Origin of the sequence: Hydrogenophilus thiooxidans, from assembly GCF_019049855.1 — a bacterium.
Lineage (GTDB): Bacteria > Pseudomonadota > Gammaproteobacteria > Burkholderiales > Rhodocyclaceae > Hydrogenophilus > Hydrogenophilus thiooxidans.
In genome coordinates this window covers 1-19792 of the sequence record NZ_JAHLSY010000022.1, presented here as the reverse complement: position 1 = coordinate 19792, position 19792 = coordinate 1, and the positions used below count along the sequence as shown (strand labels likewise).

General features: G+C 61.2%; 20 protein-coding genes and 1 pseudogene. 6 read left to right on the top strand and 15 right to left on the bottom strand.

Going from position 1 to position 19792, the window contains the following annotated elements:
* The 3 genes from KUL93_RS09455 to KUL93_RS09445 all read left to right on the top strand — a co-directional run bounded on the left by KUL93_RS09455 (window position 1) and on the right by KUL93_RS09445 (window position 1844).
* A complete protein-coding gene (locus tag KUL93_RS09455) occupies window positions 1–276 on the top strand; it encodes a BolA family protein (RefSeq protein WP_217126806.1) in 276 nt (91 codons plus the stop codon).
* A gap of 74 nt (window positions 277–350) precedes the next feature.
* Window positions 351–1145, top strand: a complete 795-nt coding sequence (locus KUL93_RS09450; protein WP_217126805.1) for a peptidylprolyl isomerase — start codon at window positions 351–353, stop codon at window positions 1143–1145.
* 33 nt (window positions 1146–1178) lie between these two features.
* The gene (locus tag KUL93_RS09445; RefSeq protein WP_217126804.1) at window positions 1179–1844 is read left to right on the top strand and encodes an NAD(P)H-dependent oxidoreductase; all 666 of its coding nucleotides are present in this window, start codon (window positions 1179–1181) and stop codon (window positions 1842–1844) included.
* A gap of 95 nt (window positions 1845–1939) precedes the next feature.
* Here KUL93_RS09445 and KUL93_RS09440 read toward each other — a convergent pair whose 3' ends face one another.
* The 3 genes from KUL93_RS09440 to KUL93_RS09430 are packed head-to-tail and all read right to left on the bottom strand — an operon-like array spanning window position 1940 to window position 5482.
* Window positions 1940–3751, bottom strand: coding sequence for an acyl-CoA dehydrogenase (locus KUL93_RS09440; protein ID WP_217126803.1), 1812 nt, complete (start codon window positions 3749–3751; stop codon window positions 1940–1942).
* Between the two features lie 18 nt (window positions 3752–3769).
* A complete protein-coding gene (locus KUL93_RS09435; RefSeq protein ID WP_217126802.1) occupies window positions 3770–4705 on the bottom strand; it encodes an electron transfer flavoprotein subunit alpha/FixB family protein in 936 nt (311 codons plus the stop codon).
* A 21-nt stretch (window positions 4706–4726) separates the two neighbouring features.
* On the bottom strand, window positions 4727–5482 hold the full coding sequence (locus tag KUL93_RS09430; RefSeq protein ID WP_217126801.1) for an electron transfer flavoprotein subunit beta/FixA family protein: 756 nt from the start codon (window positions 5480–5482) through the stop codon (window positions 4727–4729).
* A gap of 113 nt (window positions 5483–5595) precedes the next feature.
* Between KUL93_RS09430 and KUL93_RS09425 the strand changes: the two genes are divergently transcribed.
* Together KUL93_RS09425 and KUL93_RS09420 are read left to right on the top strand one after the other, a co-directional pair.
* Window positions 5596–6186 carry a TetR/AcrR family transcriptional regulator gene (locus KUL93_RS09425; protein ID WP_217126800.1) on the top strand — a complete coding sequence of 197 codons (591 nt, stop codon included), beginning with the start codon at window positions 5596–5598 and terminating at the stop codon, window positions 6184–6186.
* 43 nt (window positions 6187–6229) lie between these two features.
* Complete coding sequence (locus tag KUL93_RS09420) at window positions 6230–7663, top strand: cryptochrome/photolyase family protein (protein ID WP_217126799.1); 1434 nt, start codon at window positions 6230–6232, stop codon at window positions 7661–7663.
* Here KUL93_RS09420 and KUL93_RS09415 read toward each other — a convergent pair.
* From KUL93_RS09415 to KUL93_RS09370, 10 genes are all read right to left on the bottom strand, one after another.
* Window positions 7653–9323 (bottom strand): ABC transporter ATP-binding protein, encoded by a 1671-nt coding sequence (locus tag KUL93_RS09415; protein ID WP_217126798.1) that lies wholly within the window; start codon window positions 9321–9323, stop codon window positions 7653–7655. The genes KUL93_RS09420 and KUL93_RS09415 overlap by 11 nt on opposite strands.
* Window positions 9320–10492: an ABC transporter permease gene (locus KUL93_RS11735; RefSeq protein ID WP_430408212.1), complete on the bottom strand. Its 1173-nt coding sequence runs from the start codon at window positions 10490–10492 to the stop codon at window positions 9320–9322. The genes KUL93_RS09415 and KUL93_RS11735 overlap by 4 nt, the downstream gene beginning before the upstream one ends.
* The gene (locus KUL93_RS09405) at window positions 10482–11717 is read right to left on the bottom strand and encodes an ABC transporter permease (protein WP_217126796.1); all 1236 of its coding nucleotides are present in this window, start codon (window positions 11715–11717) and stop codon (window positions 10482–10484) included. The genes KUL93_RS11735 and KUL93_RS09405 overlap by 11 nt, the downstream gene beginning before the upstream one ends.
* An 18-nt stretch (window positions 11718–11735) precedes the next feature.
* Complete coding sequence (gene pyrF, locus KUL93_RS09400; protein ID WP_346731686.1) at window positions 11736–12596, bottom strand: orotidine-5'-phosphate decarboxylase; 861 nt, start codon at window positions 12594–12596, stop codon at window positions 11736–11738.
* A 25-nt stretch (window positions 12597–12621) separates the two neighbouring features.
* A complete protein-coding gene (ubiA, locus tag KUL93_RS09395; RefSeq protein ID WP_217126794.1) occupies window positions 12622–13527 on the bottom strand; it encodes a 4-hydroxybenzoate octaprenyltransferase in 906 nt (301 codons plus the stop codon).
* Entirely contained in the window at window positions 13524–14141 is a 618-nt protein-coding gene (locus KUL93_RS09390) for a chorismate--pyruvate lyase family protein (RefSeq protein WP_217126793.1), read from the bottom strand. The genes ubiA and KUL93_RS09390 overlap by 4 nt, the downstream gene beginning before the upstream one ends.
* The gene (gene recG, locus KUL93_RS09385) at window positions 14134–16200 is read right to left on the bottom strand and encodes an ATP-dependent DNA helicase RecG (RefSeq protein ID WP_217126792.1); all 2067 of its coding nucleotides are present in this window, start codon (window positions 16198–16200) and stop codon (window positions 14134–14136) included. The genes KUL93_RS09390 and recG overlap by 8 nt, the downstream gene beginning before the upstream one ends.
* A complete protein-coding gene (locus KUL93_RS09380) occupies window positions 16197–16577 on the bottom strand; it encodes a RidA family protein (protein ID WP_217126791.1) in 381 nt (126 codons plus the stop codon). Before KUL93_RS09380 ends, recG begins: the two co-directional genes overlap by 4 nt.
* A gap of 13 nt (window positions 16578–16590) precedes the next feature.
* Window positions 16591–17028, bottom strand: coding sequence for a flagellar assembly protein FliW (gene fliW, locus KUL93_RS09375; RefSeq protein ID WP_217126790.1), 438 nt, complete (start codon window positions 17026–17028; stop codon window positions 16591–16593).
* Between the two features lie 64 nt (window positions 17029–17092).
* The gene (locus tag KUL93_RS09370; protein WP_217126789.1) at window positions 17093–17578 is read right to left on the bottom strand and encodes a DUF2802 domain-containing protein; all 486 of its coding nucleotides are present in this window, start codon (window positions 17576–17578) and stop codon (window positions 17093–17095) included.
* 102 nt (window positions 17579–17680) lie between these two features.
* On the opposite strand from KUL93_RS09370, the gene KUL93_RS09365 reads away from it, so the two are divergent.
* Complete coding sequence (locus tag KUL93_RS09365; protein WP_217126788.1) at window positions 17681–19006, top strand: nucleoside recognition domain-containing protein; 1326 nt, start codon at window positions 17681–17683, stop codon at window positions 19004–19006.
* Here KUL93_RS09365 and KUL93_RS09360 read toward each other — a convergent pair whose 3' ends face one another.
* Together KUL93_RS09360 and KUL93_RS09355 are read right to left on the bottom strand one after the other, a co-directional pair.
* A complete protein-coding gene (locus KUL93_RS09360) occupies window positions 19007–19594 on the bottom strand; it encodes a YncE family protein (RefSeq protein WP_217126787.1) in 588 nt (195 codons plus the stop codon).
* Between the two features lie 56 nt (window positions 19595–19650).
* Window positions 19651–19792: pseudogene (locus KUL93_RS09355) on the bottom strand (ISAs1 family transposase); the annotation flags it as partial.

The window sequence follows — 19792 nt, the reverse complement described above, 5'->3', positions numbered from 1 at the left end:
ATGAATCCGACAGAAAAGACACAAGCGATCCGAGAACGGCTTACCGCCGTGCTTTCGCCTTACCGACTGCAGATCGAAGACCAAAGCCACCTCCACGCCGGGCACAACCCCGCCGCGCAGCACGGCGGCACCCATTATGCAGTGACGATCGTCTCCGACCAGTTTGCGGGCAAACGCAGCATCGAGCGGCATCGCATGGTCTATGACGCGTTGGGTTCGCTGATGAACTCGATCCACGCGTTGGCAATCACCGCGAAAACGCCGGATGAACCGTGACACTTTTATTGGGGTGTAACACAGAGTTTGTAAGACATATTTTGGTACGTTCAATTGACTTCGAAAGGAAAACGATGAAAGCCATTAGTCAGCGTATGATCCGTTTGACCGTTGTATCCGTGTTCACGGGTGCCTTCGCACTCCCCCTCTGGGCTGGAGACGTTGCCAAGGTGAATGGTCAGGCGATCCCAGAATCCCACCTTCAAGCGATTCTCGACAAACAGATCGAGCAAGGGCAAAAAGACACGCCGGAGCTTCGCGAAGCGATTCGGGAAGAGTTGGTCCGTCGGGTCGCAATCGAGCAGGCGGCAAAAAAAACAGGGCTTGACAAGGACCCAAAAGTCCAAGCCGAAATGGCTCTGGCCAAACAAGGCGTGTTGCTGCGCCACTACCTCACCCAATACATGAAGGACCATCCGGTTACCGACGCAGAGCTCGAAGCCGCGTATGACAAGATCAAAAAGGCGTTTGCGGGTAACGAGTACCACGTGCGCCATATCCTCTTCGAGAACGAAGCCGAAGCGAAGCAAGCAGTTGCCGATCTGAAATCGGGCAAGGTGAAGTGGGAGGAACTGGCCAAACAGTCGAAAGACCCGGGTAGCCGTGAAAAAGGGGGCGATCTGGGCTGGGCGACCCCCGAGATGTTCGTCAAACCGTTCAGTGACGCGATGACCCAGTTGAAGAAGGGGGAAATGACCGAACAGCCCGTGAAAAGTGAGTTCGGTTGGCACGTGATTCGCTTAGACGACGTACGCCCGCAAACGCCACCAGCGCTCGAGTCGATTCGCGAGCAACTCACGCAACAACTGCAACAGCAGAAGATGGAGCGCCACATCGAGGAGTTGGTCGCGAAAGCGAAGGTTCAATAACGATCGACCGCGGCTCTTGAGGAGGTAAGCGCGATGGCTCGCTGGTTGGAAGCCGATGCAATCGAGCAGGTTTGGCGTTTTCGCCACGCATGCAAGCAGTTCGATGCGTCCCGTACCATCCCGGAGCACGATTGGGAGGCAATCCTAACAGCTGGTCGCCTTTCGCCAAGCTCTTTCGGCTTCGAACCGTGGCACTTTTTGGTGATCCAAAATCGTGCGGTTCGGGAAGCGTTACTTCCTGTGGCATGGGGCGCACAGGGACAATTTCCCACGGCCAGCCACGTCGTGGCGATCCTGGCGCGCAAGGACGTGCGTTGGGATTCGCCTTACCTTGTCGCACACATGCGCGAAGTGAAGCGTCTCGATGACGCAACCATTGACCAAAGACAAGCCCGCGTGCGCAATTTCCAGGAGCGTGAGTTCAAACTGCTCGAAACACCCACAGGGCTTTTCGAGTGGTCGGCGCGCCAATGCTACCTGGCATTGGCGAACATGATGACCGCTGCGGCGCTTCTGGGGATCGACTCCTGCCCGATCGAAGGGTTCGATCGCGAACAAGCCGAAGCGATTTTGAGCCGCTTTCATCCGATCGACTGGACAACATGGGGACTTGCGGTCTTTGTCGCATTCGGTTACCGCGTCGTCGAACCACCTGAAAAAACCCGTTGGCCGAAGGATAAAACCGTTACGGTTTTGTGAATCAGCGCACGGCACGATCCCGTACGCAAAAAGCCCACCCGTTCCGGGTGGGCTTTTTGGTTCCTGCTGCTGGGAACGCCCAGCAGCACGATGGCTCACATGCCCAGCGCGAACGCTTCGTCGGTGAACGCAACGGTCACCTCGGCCCCATCGACCACCGTTTCCGCAAGCGCCGTTGCGTGCGGCAGGATATGGTCGGCATAGAACCGGGCGGTGTCGCGTTTGCCTTGGTAGAAGCGCGGATCGGCGGTATCTCCTTGGGAGAGACGCTGATGGGCAACGAGCGCCGCACGCGCCATGTGCCAACCACCGCAGACGATGCCGAAGAGCTCAAGGAGTGGTACCGAGCTGGCGTGCGCCGATTTCGGATTGCTCTGGTAGTTCGCGACGATGAACTCGACCCCTTTACGCAGCGCAGCGATCCCCGCTTCGAGACGCGTCGCAATCCGCCCCAACGCCGCATCACCGGTGGCACGCAGTTCGACGACCGTTTTTTCCATCTCTTGCGCCAATCCCTGCGCGACCATCCCGCCGTTGCGCGCGATTTTACGACCGATGAGGTCGTTCGCTTGAATCGCGGTCGTCCCTTCATAGATCGGGGTGATGCGGGCGTCACGGAAATGTTGCGCCGCGCCGGTCTCTTCGACGAACCCCATACCGCCATGCACCTGGATGTTGAGCGAGGTCATCTCCACCGCCCGTTCCGTGCACCACCCTTTCACCACGGGAATCATCAGTTCGACATACGCCTGACTGCGCTGCCGGACCTTTTCGTCGGGGTGGTGACGGGCAAGGTCGAACGCTGCGGCGACATGGTAGTTCATCGCCCGCATCGCTTCGGTATGGGCCTTGATGCGCAAAAGCATCCGGCGGACATCCGGGTGTTTGAGGATCGGCACCCGTTCGCTGCTCTTTTCGCCCACTTCGTACCCTTGAATGCGTTCTTGCGCGTAGGCAAGGGCTTGTTGATAAGCGCGTTCGGCAAGCGCCAGCCCTTCCATCCCCACGGCAAAACGGGCTTCGTTCATCATGATGAACATATACTGAAGCCCTTTGTTGGGCTCACCGACGAGTTCGCCGATCGCACCACCTTGGTCACCAAATGCGAGCACGCAGGTGGGACTGGCGTGGATTCCGAGTTTGTGTTCGATCGAAACGCAGCGCACATCGTTGCGCGCCCCGAGCGAACCATCCTCATTGACGAGGTATTTGGGCACGACGAAGAGCGAGATCCCTTTTACCCCTTCCGGCGCGTCCGGAAGCCGGGCAAGGACGAGATGGACGATGTTGTCGCTCATCTCGTGTTCGCCGTAGGTAATGAAGATTTTTTGCCCGAACAGTTTGTAACGCCCGTCGCCGATCGGTTCGGCACGGGTGCGGACTGCGGAGAGGTCGGAACCTGCTTGCGGTTCGGTGAGGTTCATCGTTCCGGTCCACTCCCCGCTCACCATTTTGGGCAGGTAGCGCTGTTTTTGCCGGTCGGTGCCGCAAAGCATCAGCGCTTCGATTGCGCCTTGGGTGAGCATCGGGCAGAGGGAAAAGGCCATGTTGGCCGATTTCCACAGCTCCATCACCGCGGTGGAAACCAACTTCGGCAATCCTTGGCCACCATATTCGGGATCGCAGGCAACCGCGGTCCAGCCCGCTTCGCGGAACTGCTGATAGGCCTCTTTCCACCCGTTCGGGGTGATCACACGCCCATCCTCCCAGCGGCACCCTTCTTGGTCGCCCACGCGATTGAGCGGTGAGAGTACCTCGGTTGCGAATTTCCCACCCTCTTCGAGAATCGCTTGCACTACGTCCGGTGTGGCGTCTTCACATCCCGGCAACTGGCTGATCTGTTCCAGACCGCACAACTCTTCCATCACGAAGCGCATATCGCGCAACGGCGCACGGTATTCACTCATTTCGCACACTCCTTGGGATTACAGTTTTTGGGTCAATTCCGGGACCGCTTGGAAAAGATCGGCGACCAAGCCGTAATCGGCAACCTGGAAAATGGGGGCATCGGGGTCTTTGTTGATCGCGACGATCACTTTCGAATCTTTCATTCCGGCTAAGTGCTGGATCGCGCCAGAGACGCCGATCGCGATGTAGAGTTCCGGCGCGACGATCTTGCCGGTTTGCCCCACTTGCCAATCGTTCGGCGCATAGCCGGCATCGACTGCGGCGCGCGACGCGCCGATCGCAGCGTTGAGTTTGTCGGCAAGCGGTTCCAACAGCGCGTGGAACTGTTCGGCACTGCCCAATCCACGCCCACCGGTGACCACGACACGCGCCGCAGTGAGTTCCGGACGCTCCGACTGAGTCAATTCACGGCTTACCAATTCCACTTTGGGTCCGGTAAAGGTCACGGGCAACGATTCGATCGGGGCAGCCTCGTCCCTTTGCGCAACCGCGTCGAACGCAGTGGTCCGCACCGTAAGGACGAGCAGCTGATCGTCGCAGGTGACGGTTGCCAACGCGTTGCCCGCGTAGATCGGGCGCACGAAGGTTTTCTCATCGACGATGCGGATCACGTCGGAGATTTGCGCGCAGTCGAGTTTTGCCGCGACGCGCGGTGCGACGTTTTTACCGAACGCCGTCGAGGGGAAGACGATCGCACGGAACCCCTGCGCCGCGGCAAGCACCGCGTCGGTCACCGCTTCTGCGGTGTGGCCCGCGAGCTCCGGCGCGTCGGCTTGAAGCACTTTCGCCACGCCGTCGCATTGCGCTGCTGCTTGAGCGGCGCCACCACAATGGGTCCCCGCGACCAAAACCGTCACTTCGCCGAGTTGCTTCGCGGCAGCGATCGCATGCGCCGTGCTTGACACCAAGGTTTCGTCATTGTGTTCCGCGACCACCAATACAGAATGTCCCATTGCACGCTCCTTCGCATTCGGTTAGATGACTTTGGCTTCGTTCTTCAACTTCGCGATCAACTCGTCGACGTCGGCCACTTTCACGCCGCCTTGCCGTTTCGGGGGTTCTTCGACTTTGAGCGTTCGGATCCGCGGGGTGACATCGACACCGAGCGCCTCTGGGGTGACGGTATCGAGCGGCTTTTTCTTCGCTTTCATGATGTTGGGAAGTGAGGCAAAACGGGGTTCGTTGAGGCGCAAATCGGTGGTGATCACCGCAGGAAGCGCCATTTTCAGGGTTTCCAAACCCCCGTCGATCTCACGCGTGACGGTGACGGTTTGCGCACCCGTGTCGACCTCGACTTTCGACGCGAATGTCGCTTGCGGCCAATTGAGCAACGCCGCGAGCATCTGTCCGGTTTGGTTCGCGTCGTCGTCGATCGCTTGCTTACCCATGATCACAAGCTGCGGCGACTCTTTGGCGACCAGCGCAGCCAAAAGCTTTGCCACCGCGAGCGGCTGCAGCTCGACTTCGGTATTGACCAGAATCGCGCGATCCGCGCCCAACGCGAGCGCCGTACGCAGCGTCTCTTGACACGCGGCAACCCCAGCACTCACCGCGACGACTTCGCTGGCGACGCCTTTCTCTTTGAGGCGCACCGCCTCTTCGACGGCAATTTCGTCGAAGGGGTTCATCGACATTTTGACGTTCGCGGTATCGACACCGCTACCATCAGGTTTGACTCGAATCTTGACGTTGTAATCGACCACGCGCTTGACAGGGACCAAAATTTTCATCGCGCTTGCTCCTTGCTTTTGGATGAACGACGGTTTACCATACGGTATCGTATGGAAGATACGATAGCGCAGTTACACCGTTGCGTCAAGAGGTTTTCGAACATCTGTTTGATATGAATCAACACCAAAACCTGCCGAGTAGATCGCTCAACCGCGACGCGTGGATTCGCGCCGCGATCGACCTCTTGGCCAAAGAGGGGATTGCCGGTTTACGGGTCGAACGGCTCGCGCACCGCCTGGGCGTCACCAAAGGGAGCTTTTACTGGCACTTCAAAGATCGCCGCGATCTCCATCTGGCCGTGCTCGAACACTGGAAAGCGGGACGAATTGCCGATATCGACAAGCAAACCCGGTGTCCATCCGGTACGGAAGCAGAACAACTTTTGCACGTGATCGATGTCTATAGCGCAAGCCGGAACCCCCGAGGTATTCTGATCGAATTGGCGGTACGTGAATGGGCACGGCGTGACGAAGCAGCGGCTGCGGTCGTGAGTGAAGTCGATGCGGTGCGACTCGACCGGGCACGGCGCTTGTTCTTGGCGTGTGGTCTGGACGAAGCGACCGCGACAGCCCGCGCAGCGCTCCTCTACGCTTACGTTTTTGGCATGTCGTTGCTATTGCTTCCAGTCGCCAGTCACGAACTCGAAGCGATGCGGCGTCAGATCGCGCAGTGGATCGCTGCGTGCCCGTCTCGAACCGCTTGATAGCAAACCGCTTGTTGGGGAATTGCTCACCGAGATCACACCCATGATTGCCTTCGCTTCAGAAAACGCCCCGGTGGCCCTGCACTGGTTCCGGAGTGACCTCCGGCTGCGCGACAACCCGGCTTTGACCGAAGCCGCGCGTTTTGGTGCGGTGGTTCCGGTCTGGATCGACGATACCACGATCCCACCAAACGAAGCGCCGGGTGCCGCGTATCGATGGTGGACACGCCGTTCGCTCGTTGCACTCGACGACGCGCTGAAAGGAAATCTTCGCTTTTTTCGTGGCGATCCCTCCGTGCTGCTTCCCGATTTGGTGCGCCGCTACGGGGTGCGTCGGGTGACGTGGACCGAAGCGTATGAACCGTGCGTCCGCGCGCGTGACACCCTGCTCGCCACTTCCTTGACCGAGCTTGGGGTTGAAGTGGTGCGCCGCAACGGGTCCCTGCTCTGGGACCCAGAAACGATCGCCAAGCCGGACGGTACGCCATACCGCGTCTTCACGCCGTTCTTTCAAAAGGGGTGCCTCGCTGCGCCATCGCCCCGCACGCCGCTTCCCGCGCCAGACCTTACCCTAGTTCCCCGTGCCGCGTCGGAACCGGGCGTCGAGCCAGCACCGGAAGCCGAATGGGAGCGAAAGCTGGGGACGCAGTGGACGATCGGTGAAGCAGCTGCCCACACTCGGCTCGACGCCTTTTTGGCAAACGGCCTTGCCGGATATGCCTCGGGGCGCGACTTTCCGGCACGCCCCCATACCTCGCGCCTTTCCCCCTATTTGGCGCACGGAGAGATCTCACCGAACACCCTGTGGTACGCGGTAGCAGGACGGGCTTCGGCCCGCGATGTCGCAAAATTCCGCGCTGAGCTCGCTTGGCGAGAGTTCGCACACTACCTCTTGGTCCACTTTCCCCAGATGGTCACCGAACCGTTCCGCCCCGAATTCACCGCCTTTCCCTGGGAGGAGGACGAAGCGCTGTGTCGTCGCTGGCAACGGGGCGAAACTGGAATCCCGATCGTCGACGCCGCGATGCGCGCGCTTTGGCGCACCGGTTACCTGCACAACCGGTTGCGGATGGTGGTCGCCTCATTCCTGACCAAGAATCTGCTGCTTCACTGGCGCGTGGGTGAGGCGTGGTTTCGCGATACGCTCGTCGATTACACTCTGGCCAGCAACGTAGCCAGTTGGCAGTGGGTCGCAGGATGTGGCGCCGATGCAGCGCCCTACTTTCGCATCTTCAACCCCGTGTTACAAGCGGAAAAATTCGACCCGGACGGATCGTTCATCGCTACCTACCTTCCCGAACTCGCTAAGCTCCCGACACCCGCGCGTTTCGCGCCGTGGACGGCATCCGAGGCAACTCGGGAAGCGGCCGGACTCTTTTTGGGAAAGAATTACCCTCAGCCAATCGTTTCGCTCGTCGCTTCCCGCGCCCGAGCGCTTGCCGCGTATGCGCGCATCAAAGCGTCTACTAGCGATTGAATCCAGCTGCGGTCAGGAGCTGTTGGGTGTACGGATGCTCCGGACGATTGAGCACTGTGGCTGTCTCCCCGCTTTCGACCACTTTTCCGCGGTAGAGGACCACCACCCGATCGGCCAAGTACTCGACCACCGCCATGTTGTGGGTGATGAAAAGGAGCGACAGGCCACGTTCGACCACCAGGTGCGCCAACCGTTGCAAAATTTCCGCTTGCAGCGTGACATCGAGCGCACTGGTGATCTCATCGCAGACGAGCAGCTCCGGTTCAAGCGCCAATGCCTTCGCGATCGCGATCCGTTGCCGCTGTCCTCCCGAAAATTCGTGCGGATAACGCTGTAACGTCTCTGCCGGCAAACCCAAAGCCGTCACCCACGCTTGGGCCCGTTGCCACCGATCGGCGTCGTCGACGCCGATGCGATGCACCGCCATGGGTTCGGTGATGAGCGCACCAATGCGCCGTTTCGGGTTGAGCGATGCGAACGGATCTTGAAAAACCACCTGGACACGACGTCGCACGGGTTGCCACGCGTGGCGCGGACGGTTTTGCATCGGGGTACCAAAGAGCGAAAGCGTCCCAGCGGTGAGCGGCTGCAAACCGAGTACCGCGCGCCCCAACGTGCTCTTGCCTGATCCCGACTCTCCGACCACGGCGACCACTTCACCGCGCCGAATCGTAAGATCCACGCCGTCCAGCGCTTTGACGTATCCAACCGTACGCCGGAGCACGCCACGCTGAATCGGGAAATAGACCCGCAGATTGCGTGCGTCCAGAATCGAGGCGTCGCTGGGCACAGCTGCACACGCGGTGTCAGCCTCATTGGGCAATGCACTCGTACTCATGCCCGTTTGGCGGCACCCTTTCGGGCGGGGAGGAAGATGACGCGGCTGCGCGGCCCACAGACGCCGGGTATAAGGGTGTTTGGGCGCTTGCGTGACCTCCGCCACCGTGCCCATTTCGACGATGCGCCCGGCTTGCATCACCGCGACGCGATCGGCCACTTGCGCGACCACGTCCAGGTCATGGGTGATGAAGAGCATCGCCATCGCATGGCGGCGTTGCAACGTGCGAAGAAGCTGCAGGATCTCCGCTTGCACCGTGACGTCGAGCGCGGTAGTCGGCTCGTCGGCGATGAGCAGTTTCGGTTGCGCCACCAGCGCCATCGCGATCATCGCCCGCTGCCGCTGGCCGCCTGAGAGTTGATGCGGATAACTGGCTGCGATCCGCTCGGCGTCGAGTTGCACCTCGGTAAGCGCAGCGGCCACCGCCGCTTGCCGCCCGAGGAGCGAGAGGTGCGGCGCGTGGAATTCGAGCACTTCAGCAATCTGCGCGCCAACCGTCATCACTGGGTTGAGCGCGCTCATCGGCTCTTGGAAAATCATTGCCACGTGCGCTCCGCGCACTCGTGCTGCGACATCCGGCACCAAGAGGTTACCGCTGATCCCGGAAAGGGTCGCCTGCCCAAGCGCGGGCGCGAAAACCCCCGTAGGCAAAAGGCCCAACAGCGCTTGCGCGGTGAGCGACTTCCCCGACCCCGATTCCCCGACGAGTGCGAGCGTTTCGCCGGCCGCAATCGAAAAGGTGAGGTCCGAAACCAGCGGCTCTGTACCATTGGCCAGTGTGATGGTGAGCCCTTCGACCGTGAGCAAAGGGTCTAACGTCATCGCCCGTTCCGCTCCAGGCGCGGGTCGAGCGCGTCGCGCAACGCCTCACCCAAGAGGTTATAGGCCAAGACGGTCATCAAGATCGCACCACCGGGAAAAAGTGCCAGCCACCAGTTGAATGCCGCGCTCTTCACCGCCTGATTGAGCATCTGACCCCAAGAGGGTTCATCGACGAGCCCCAGTCCGAGAAAAGAGAGCGTCGCTTCCGCCAGGATCGCCGACGCGACGCCAAACGCCGCCGCAACGGCAAGCGGCGCAACGGCGTTGGGCAACATGTGGCGAAAGAGCACGGAACGCAGGGGCAATCCCGAAGCGATCGCCCCTTGCACGAACTCGATCCCGCGCAAGCGCAAGAATTCGGCCCGGGTGTAGCGGGCGTAACCGGGCCAGGCGGTGAGCCCGATGATCACCATCATCAACGGGAGCGACCGCTCGAAAAAGGCGACGAAAGTCAGTAAGAGAAACAGAGTGGGCACCGCTTCGAAAATTTCGACCAAGCGCATCCCGATGAGGTCGATCCAACCCGCAAAATAGCCCATTGCAGCGCCGATCGTTACCCCGATCACGAGCGCGACGCCAGTGGCGATGAAACCGATCGATAGCGCGATGCGGCTCGCGTGGATCATCCGCGACGCGACATCTCCGCCTTGGTCGTCGGTTCCTAGCCAGTGCCACCGCTCTGGGATCGCGGCAAGCGGCGGTTCGAGCGCCGTGACCCCGTAATCGCGCAAATAATCTTTCGGAGAGTAAGGAATCGGCGCCCACAACGCGTGGCGCACTTCCCCCGCACGCTCTGCCTGCCGCCAGGCGTCATAGACCACGAGCGGTGAAGGTTTGAGCAACGCACTGGCGATGCCCCAAGTGAGCGCCACCACACCCAAACCGATAACCAGACGGCGCGCCGCCGAGATACGGCGCCAACGCAGCAACACGAGGGAGCTCCCCCAACCGACCAGCCACGCCACGTTTTCGGCAGTGAATTGCGCGAAAAGCGGAAAAGCCCACCGACCATCGGCGCGCTCGACCCAGAGCGGCAGTGAGTTGGCCAAAAGCGGTGCCCAGGCCGCGACGGTTGCAAGCAACCCCAACCACACGAGCGCAAAGCGCACCGCGCCCCCCATTCCCGCGATGCGACGCAGGAGTGTGTTGTGCGTCACATCACCCTTCATAGCGCACCCTGGGATCCGCGACCGCGTACGCGATATCGGCGACGAGATAGCCGATCAGGGTCAAGAGACCGGAAATGAGCGTCAAAGAGAGCACCAATTCTCGATCCCGAGTTTGAACCGCCTCGACAGCCAACCGACCCATCCCATCGATCGAAAAGAGCGTTTCGACGATCACCGACCCGGCGATCAGCGACGGCAGCAGCGACGCCGCGACGGTGATCAACGGCAAGAGCGAATTGCGAAAGACGTGTCGCCACAGCACCACCGATTCCGGCACCCCCTTGGCCCGGGCCGTTCGGGTGAAATCAGCGGCAAGGTGCTCAAGGAGCGACGCCCGGGTGAGTTTGGCCAAAAACGCGATCCCTCCATAAGAGAGGGTAACGACCGGTAAGATCAGATGCCAAATGCGATCGAAGAGGAATCCCGGCGCCAAGATGGGCACGGTGACCCGGACGAGCAGCAACCCAACGGCCAACCCAACCAGCCCAGCGACCACAGGATGGCGTAACCCAGCACGTTTGCTGCGCCGCGCTGCGGCGACAAACAGTCCGGTCGTCGCAAGCGGCAACACAAAGAGCAGCAACCAAGCGCCAAAGGACGGCGTCACCGGCCAAAACGGCGCATCGAGCGCCTCGCGAGTAGAGAGGCCGCCGGTGGGAAACCAGTGCCAATATTCGGCGGAAGCAAAAAAGCCGATCAACAGGACTCCGACCAGCATCGGCGGGGCCGACCACAACACCAAGAGCAGCAGCGACGAAAGATGGTCGAAACGGCTACCGCGCCGCGCCGCCGCGGCAACACCGATTGCGATCGCCCCCAGATAGATGATTGGTGCGGAAAGGAGATTCAACAGGACCGTGACCGGTACCCGTTCCGCAAGAAGATCCGCGACCGGTCGTCCGTACCGAAAACTCACGCCGAGGTCGGGTGTTTTGAACGTCGGCCACCCGGTAAGCGCCCCGCTTTCGTCACTTTCCCAACCCAACGGCGATATGTGGTTGAGCCAGCGCAGGTATTGCACCGTGAGCGGCTGATCGAGGCCGTAGAGCCGGTTGTAGTACTCGGTGAGGGCCTGCTTCGCTTCGGGTTCGAGATTCTGCCCTTCGACCAAGGTTGCCGCCGAGATGCCTCCCGGCGCAGCGGCCATCACGACGAAGACGACGACGGTAATCCCCAAGAGCGTCGGTACCAACCACAGCAACCGCCGCAGAAGATAGCCGAGCATCGCGCAAACCTCCTGTGCTCACACGCTGGGAAGCGCTGCAGCGATCGCCTGCGCGGTGGTCTGCGCCGCGGCGCCTGCCGCCCTTTGCCAATCGTCACCGCTATCGGCATAGAGAATCGCACGCGACGAATTGAGAAGGAGCGCGGGAAACGCGCGCGACGCGAACCCGGCCGCAACGGTTGCTGCGATGTCGCCCCCCTGTGCGCCGATGCCAGGGACGAGGAGCGGCGCAGAAGAAGCGATTGCGCGGACACGAGCGATCTCTTCCGGATAGGTGGCACCGACGACCAGACCCGTTTGCCCATGCGGGTTCCAGCGTTCGACCGTCCAGCGGACCACGTGTTCGTACAACCGCTCGCCCGAAGCCAGAGAGACAAATTGTAAGTCGTCACCGCCCGGGTTGGAGGTTCGGCACAGGACGAAGAGCCCCCGGTCCGGATAACGCGTCCAGTAGGGCGAGAGCGAATCAGTGCCGAGGTAGGGATTGACGGTAAGGGCGTCGGCCTCATAGCGCTCGAACGCCTCTTGGGCGTAAAACGCCGCGGTCGAACCGATGTCTCCCCGTTTCGCGTCGAGGATCACAGGGATCTCCGGCGCATGGTGGCGAATTGCCGCGATCACCCGGGTCAGCACCGCTTCCCAACCGTGTGCGGCAAAATGGGCGAATTGCGGTTTGAACGCACACACATACGGAAGTGTCGCTTCGACCACCCCAACGAGAAACCGTTCCACCGCTTCGGCGATGGGCAGTGACCGTAACGGCTGCGGGAGCCGCTCTGGATCCGGGTCGAGCCCGACGCACAAGAGCCGCTGTGGATCTTTTGCCCACAACGCGGCCAACTGCTCACGAAAGGGAGGGCGGTGGGTTACCGCGTTCATCATTTACTCCTCGTTTTCGAATCGGTCACGCCCAAGCAAAGACGGTACCGAAAAACCAGATCAGTCCGGCCCAGTTGTGATCCAAGAAAACCTGAAAGGCCTTTTTCGGATCACGCGTACTCAATGCGGGCAATTGTGCCGTCCAAAAAAGCGCGATCACGACGAGCGCAGCCGAATAGCTGGGACCTACCGCCGCAATCCGGCCCGCAACTGCCCAGCAAAAGAGCGCGGCGAGCTCCAACGCGACGATCGCCGTGACATCCCAGCGGCCGAAGAAAATCGCCGAGCTGCGAATCCCGATTTTGAGGTCGTCGGGACGATCCGCGATCGCGTACGCGGTGTCGTAGGCGATCACCCAAAAGAGATTGCCGACAAAGAGCCAGAACGTCGTGGCGTCGAGCGAACCCCAGAGCCCCGCGTCGCGCACCGCGACAAACGCCATCGGGATGCCAAACGAGAACGCGATGCCTAAAACCACTTGGGGGATCGGAAAAAAACGCTTCATGAACGGGTAGATCGCTGCAACGAGCGCAGCGGGAAGCGCCCACACCAAAACCGCACGCCCAAGGGTCGCGGCAAAAACCGCAGCCAACGACGCAAGCCCGGCTGCCACCCACAGTGCGTGGTGGTGCGGGATCGCACCGGATGCCAGCGGACGATCCGCGGTGCGCCAGACGTTGCGATCGAAATCACGATCCGCCCAATCGTTGATCGCGCAGCCCGCAGAGCGCATCAGAAAGGTTCCCATGAGGAATACGGTCAATGTCCAGGCGGGCGGTTGCCCGCGCGCGGCAAAAAAGAGGGCAACGAATGTGGGCCAAAGCAGCAATAGTGTTCCGATGGGCCGATCACCCCGGATCAACCGCCAATAGGCGGACAGCGCAGCGAAACGGGTCGTCATGGATCGGGAAAGCACGAACAAAGCAGTCATTCTACCGGGTTCACAGCGCGATGCGACGGCCACGCACCCGCTTGGCGCAACCTGGGATCGAGTGTCGCGATACCGGGCAAAAAGAGTTCTTGAACCAACAAGGGCTTTCCAAACCGCCAGAAGCACGAACGGCGCGCCCAGAGTGCGGCGCGCTCCTCACCCGAGCGCAACAGCGCATGGTGCGCGGCGCGGCGCCACAAGGTATGGCGTGAATCGAGGCGCGCTGCTTCGATCGGGCCGCGAGATACCGCAGGATCGTCGAAGAGCAGTGCCCCAAGCGGCCGAGTCCCGACACGGAAAAAGAGCGGCCAGGCGGCGCGCGCCGAAGGAACGAGCACGGACCGGGCAAAGACCACCGCAACGCCGTCGGCGATCAATACGACTTCACGCACCCAGGCAATGCGCGCGGTTACGCCCAAGAGCGACCGCTCGTCGGCGGCAACGGGCGCACGCCCTTGCGCGATTGGCGCCACACGAAGCAACTGCTGGCAATGTGCCTCGAGACGGGCGGTAAGGGAGCCGCTGCCAAAGAGCCAACGGCGCCACGCAGGAAGAACGGCAACTGCATTCCCATACCAGTGTGCAGGGAAGCCAGCAGCGGATGCCTCACGCATGGGGTGCCCACCGCGCATGGGGTACCCAACGGGCGATCAATCGATCGACCAGCTCCGGCTGCGTTTGGACCAGCTTGTCGGCCAACGCCTGCGCCGCTGGAATCAGGGCTTCGTCGCGCGTCAGATCGGCAACCCGCATCATCGGCACGCCACTTTGTCGCACGCCTGTGAGCTCCCCTGGGCCCCGCAATTTGAGATCGGCTTGGGCAATGCGAAAGCCATCGCTCTCACGCTTCAGTGTTGCCAACCGTTCGCGCGCAACCGCCGAAAGCGGTTCGTCATATAGCAAAACGCAGAACGATTCACCGCTTCCCCGCCCGACGCGCCCCCGGAGTTGGTGCAGTTGCGCCATACCGAACCGTTCGGCATGTTCGATCACCATGAGGCTTGCGTTGGGCACATCGACGCCCACTTCGATCACCGTCGTCGCCACCAGAATCGAGACGGTTCCGGCAACGAACGCGCGCATCACCTGCTGCTTTTCGTCGTGCCCCATCCGACCATGCAACAACGCGATCGCGATCTCGGGCATCGCATGCCGCAGTTCCTCGAAAACCGCTTCGGCAGCGTTGAGCGCAAGCGTTTCGTTCTCCTCGATGAGCGGACAGACCCAATAGACCTGTTTGCCACTGGCGCACCAGGCGCGTACCCGCGCGATCAGCTCCCCTTTGCGTGACAACGGCAGGAGCGTCGTCGTCACCGGTTTGCGGCCTGGCGGCCGCTCGTCGAGGAATGAGAGGTCGAGATCGGCGTAGCAGGCCATTGCCAACGTACGCGGGATGGGCGTTGCCGACATCATCAAGAGGTGGGGCCGCCAAGCGCTACTCTTTTCCCGCAACCGGGCGCGCTGCCGCACTCCGAAGCGGTGCTGTTCGTCGATGACCGCAAGCGCCAAGCGCGGCAGCGGCGTGCGCGTTTCAAAAAGTGCGTGGGTTCCGACGACGACCATCGGTTCCCCCTGCTCGAGCCGTTCGTTCAGCGCCTGGCGCACGCGCGCTGGGGTGCTCGCGGTGATCAGTTCCACCGGCGCGACCCCTTCGAACCAGAGTGCGAGCTTCTGCGCATGCTGCTCGGCAAGGATTTCGGTAGGCGCTGCAAGCGCTGCTTGAAAGCCCGCGCCAACGGCGCGGGCGATCGCAAGCGCCGCCACCACGGTCTTGCCGCTACCCACATCGCCCAGAACCAACCGATGCATCGGAGTGGGCAGCGCCAGGTCGTGCGCGATTTCGCCCACAACCCGCCGTTGGGCGTTGGTCAGGGTAAAAGGCAGGCGCGCTGCAAGCGCCCGCTCCGCCCGATCTGCATCCGTGCCGCTGATCGCAGGCGCTGCCCACGTCAGACGCGCCAGACGGGCGCGGCGCATCGACGCTTGTTGCGCGACGAGCTCGTCGAACGCCAGTCTGGCACGGGCCGCGCGCCACTCGGGCTTTTCGGGGACAAGCCCAGCTGGCGGCTGGTGCAACAGGCGAACGGCGTTGGGTAACGCGGGGAAGTGCCACCGTTGCCGCGTTTCGTCGTCGAGCCATTCGTCAAGCGCAACCACCGCAAGTGCTTTGGCCACCCAGCGCCGCAAGTGGGGTTGATTCAGCCCCTCGACACTGGGGTAGATTGGGGTGAGCGTCGCAGGAAGCGGGGTTTTGGGGTCGATCAGGCGCGGGTGGATCATCTCGACCCCACCGAAGTAGTGCCAACGCACCTCGCCATACCACCGCCAACGCCGCCCGGCCTTCAGTTTTTGTTGCGTGCTGGGGTAGTACCGAAACCACCGTCCGACGAGCGTTCCGCTTGCGTCCGCCAAATGCACGATCAACTGCTTCCCCGCGCCCGCTCCGCGGGTGTGCTCTTCCACCCGCACGATCTCCCCTTCGACGAGCGCTTCGCTCCCCGCAGTCAGTGCCGCAATGGGGGTCACGCGGGTGAGGTCTTCGTAGCGCAAAGGCAACAGCCAGAGGAAATCCTCTGGCTGTTCGATGCCCAAGCGCGCAAGCCGCTCAACCGTTGCCGGTCCGATGCCGGCCCACTGCTCGAGGGGGCTGCGTGGCGGTGGCGATGCGCTCACTGCCCGAGGTAGAGAATCGCGTCCGCTTCGACCAGTCCCCCTTTGGGGAGTGCCGCAACTTGAACGGCAGCCCGCGCCGGGAAAGGCTCGGGAACGTAGTGCGCCATGATCGTGTTGAGCTGCGCAAAATCGGCCAGATCGGTGAGGTAGATGGTCAATTTCACCGCGCGATCAAGTCCCGCGCCTGCCGCTTCGGCGATCGCTTTCAGGTTTTGAAACATCCGATGGCACTGCGCTTCGAACCCTGCTTCGAGCGCCATCGTTGCCGGGTCGAGCCCCAATTGGCCAGAGATATAGAGAAACTCACCCGCTTGCACCGCCTGCGAATAGGCGCCGATCGCCGCAGGGGCGTTGGCGGTGTGGATCGTTCGTTTCATCGATGGAATCCTCTTAGCCCCGAATCACGATGTCGCAGTTGAACCGGTCCAGCACCTTTTGCATCGCTTTCCGAGTGTTGCTGTTGATGAGGATCGGCCCCATGAAGTTGGCTTTGAGCCCATGGCTATCAGGCTGCGCTTCATCGCGCCGGACGATCACCGCGATGACGATTTCTTCGGGCGCAGTCGCCTGAAGGAGCGCCACCTCAGCGTCAGAGAGCTCGAGCTCATAGCGCACGCCGAGCGATTCCGGTACGACCAAAGAGAAAGCGATTTCCGGCTCATCGACCGATTGCAAGATAAAAACCCGCGGCATCTCGCCCTGCGCCGGTTCTTCGTGGGCAAGGACAAATCGCTTGAGATGCTCAAGACCCGCCAACCCATTGGGAAAATGGATCACTTTCGAGTCATCGACCTCGATCTCCCCCAATACCGGACTCGTCAGTTTCATGGTGTGCTCCTTTTTGCCTTTATGTCTTCAAATCATACACCAACAACCGCAAAATGGCGCGGAATCATGCCCATTCACGATTCCCCCCTGGGCCATTGGCAAGCGCCCAGATCAGCTGCGCTTCGGCAAGCGACACGCCACACCGTTTTACCAGCTCCTCCGGTTCAGCGCCGCGACGTGCCAACGCTAAGGGCTCAGCGTATTCCGGAGAGACATCGGCAACCGCACGCTGTGGAGCAGACGCCGTTTGGGTATTGGGCTCGAGCAATGCTTCGGATGGTGCGACCGCGTCACTGTGCGCCGCCGCGGGAGGAGCTCCCCCTTTGATCGCTTCGAGTTCCGCTTGCAACGCGGCAATCTGCTGTTGCTGCGTTGCAAGGACGACCCGCAACTGCTGAATCTCTTGTTGCCAGGCACGCAGCTCCAGATGGGCGGCGAAAGGTTTACCCGCGTGGGCAGCGAGCGCTTGCCCCGCGCGCCACCACCGCCACCCTTCAAGGATCAACCACGCCAAAGAAACCGCCATCACCACCATGACGAATGCGGTCATCGCCCCGCCTCCCTCGATCCCGGTTTTCGATGATGAGATGGTACGGTGTCACTCGGGTCGATCTCAGGCAAAATACCGAGGGTTTTTCTGGGCAATTCTGCGATGAATCGTTTTTTTCTCTTTCTGGTCGTCACCGCGTTCGCGACCGCGGCGTGGCGAGAAACGACGACCGCCCCAGGAACGATGGCTGCGCTCTCCAAAGCGGCGATCGACGGCGCGGGACAAGCGGTGACCTTGGCGATCGGGTTGGTCGGAGTGATGAGCCTCTTTTTGGGGTTGATGCGCATTGCCGAAGCGGGGGGGCTCCTCACGATCATCGCGCGCTTGTTGCAACCGCTCCTGGTACGCCTCTTTCCGGACGTACCGGCGAACCATCCGGCGATGGGCGCGATGGTGATGAACTTTTCCGCCAATCTCCTTGGGCTTGGGAATGCCGCCACCCCATTTGGCATTCGGGCGATGGAGGCGCTCGAGCGGTTGAACCCCCACCCGGGGACAGCAACGAACGCGATGGCGATGTTTCTGGCGCTCAATACGTCGGGTCTAACCTTGTTGCCCACTGGGGTGATCGCCCTGCGTGCCAGTTTGGGGTCGAGCGATCCGGCCGCGATCGTGCCCACCACGCTGATTGCGACGATCTGCTCGACGCTCACCGCAGGGCTTGCCGCGTGGGCTTTGGCCCGCTGGTTCCCTGTCGTTGACAACCGTGCCAACGCGGTCACCAACGCGGATGGGCAAACCCCCGCCAGCGCTGCCGCACCAACGCTTGCGCCGGCTGACAGTTGTAACCACGCAGCAACGAACGAGACTGCTGCATCGTTGCCGCCCTATCCTATTTGGGCGACTGCCCTCTTTTTCATCGGGATCCTTGCGCTGATTCCGCTTTCGCTGACGCTGGGCGCGGCGCTTTCGGCGTGGCTGGTTCCGGGATTGATCGTTCTCTTCTTGCTGTTTGGGGCGGTGCGCCGCGTCCCGGTCTATGAGCAGTTCGTCGAAGGCGCGCGCGACGGGTTCCAAGTGGCGTTGCGCATCATTCCGTACCTGGTCGCCATCTTGGTGGCGGTTGCAATGCTGCGGGCAAGTGGCGCGCTCACTGCGTTCGTCTCATGGCTTGCGCCGATCACCACGCCAATCGGGTTTCCTGCTGAAGCGTTGCCGATGGCGCTGCTTCGCCCCTTTTCTGGGTCTGGCGCGTATGCGGTAATGGCAAGCATCATGAGCGAACCCGCAACCGGCCCGGATACGCTGGTGGGGTGGCTCGTCTCGACCCTACAAGGGTCAACGGAGACCACCTTTTACGTGCTTGCGGTCTATTTCGGAGCGGTCGGCATTAAGCGCATTCGGCACACTTTGGCTGCGGCGCTTCTTGCGGATCTGGCCGGGATCGCCGCAGCCGTGGCGGCCGTTTCTTGGCTCTATCCCGGTTAATTAGCGAGGAAGTTCCTCAAAGACGTTGGTCCAGACGTTGAGGACTTGACCACCGCCTGGACTATTGCCGGTTTTGATCTCGCTGACGACGGTGAGGGCGTTCATATCGATTCTGAAAAGATTTCCGTCTTTTTCGTTTGAGACATACCCCCACCGGCCGTCTGGAGTGAAAGCGATATGCCCCATCCGGCCATGACCAATACGCAGATCTTTCACCGTCTTCATCTGAGCGATGTCGATAACGGTGATGACATTGTTGCCATAGTTGGTCACCACCGCCCGCTTGCCATCAGGCGTATTGTAGGTGTGTCCGATGCCATTGCTGGCTGTGGTCAGGCGATGGACGAGCTGCTTAGTAGCGGCATCAAAAAACGCCACTTCCCGCCCGCGTGAGTCTTGGCCAGGCCCCCGATTGAGTGCCATGAAGATTTTGCCATCTTGGGTAAAGTTGCCGTGGTGCGCTTCTACCACCTCCTCACCGATCAAAGGCATTTGCATTTGCGCCACCACTGGCATATCGGGTTGGGTGATATCGTAGACGAGGATACCCGGCGCTGCATTTTCGTTACCCTCATGCACCAACCACAACTCTTTTCCGGAAAGTGAAACCTGCGTGCTGGAACCAGGGCAATCGCATGAACGACTCACTGCAAGCCGAGTAGCTGCGCGCGGTAGATATCGGATGTCGCGGCGATGAGGCGTCTGGCCTTGATACCGCCCTTGCGTTTGACGGGATCGAGGCGGATGAGATTCAGGGTGATGTGCTTCAAGACGGCGAGATTGTGA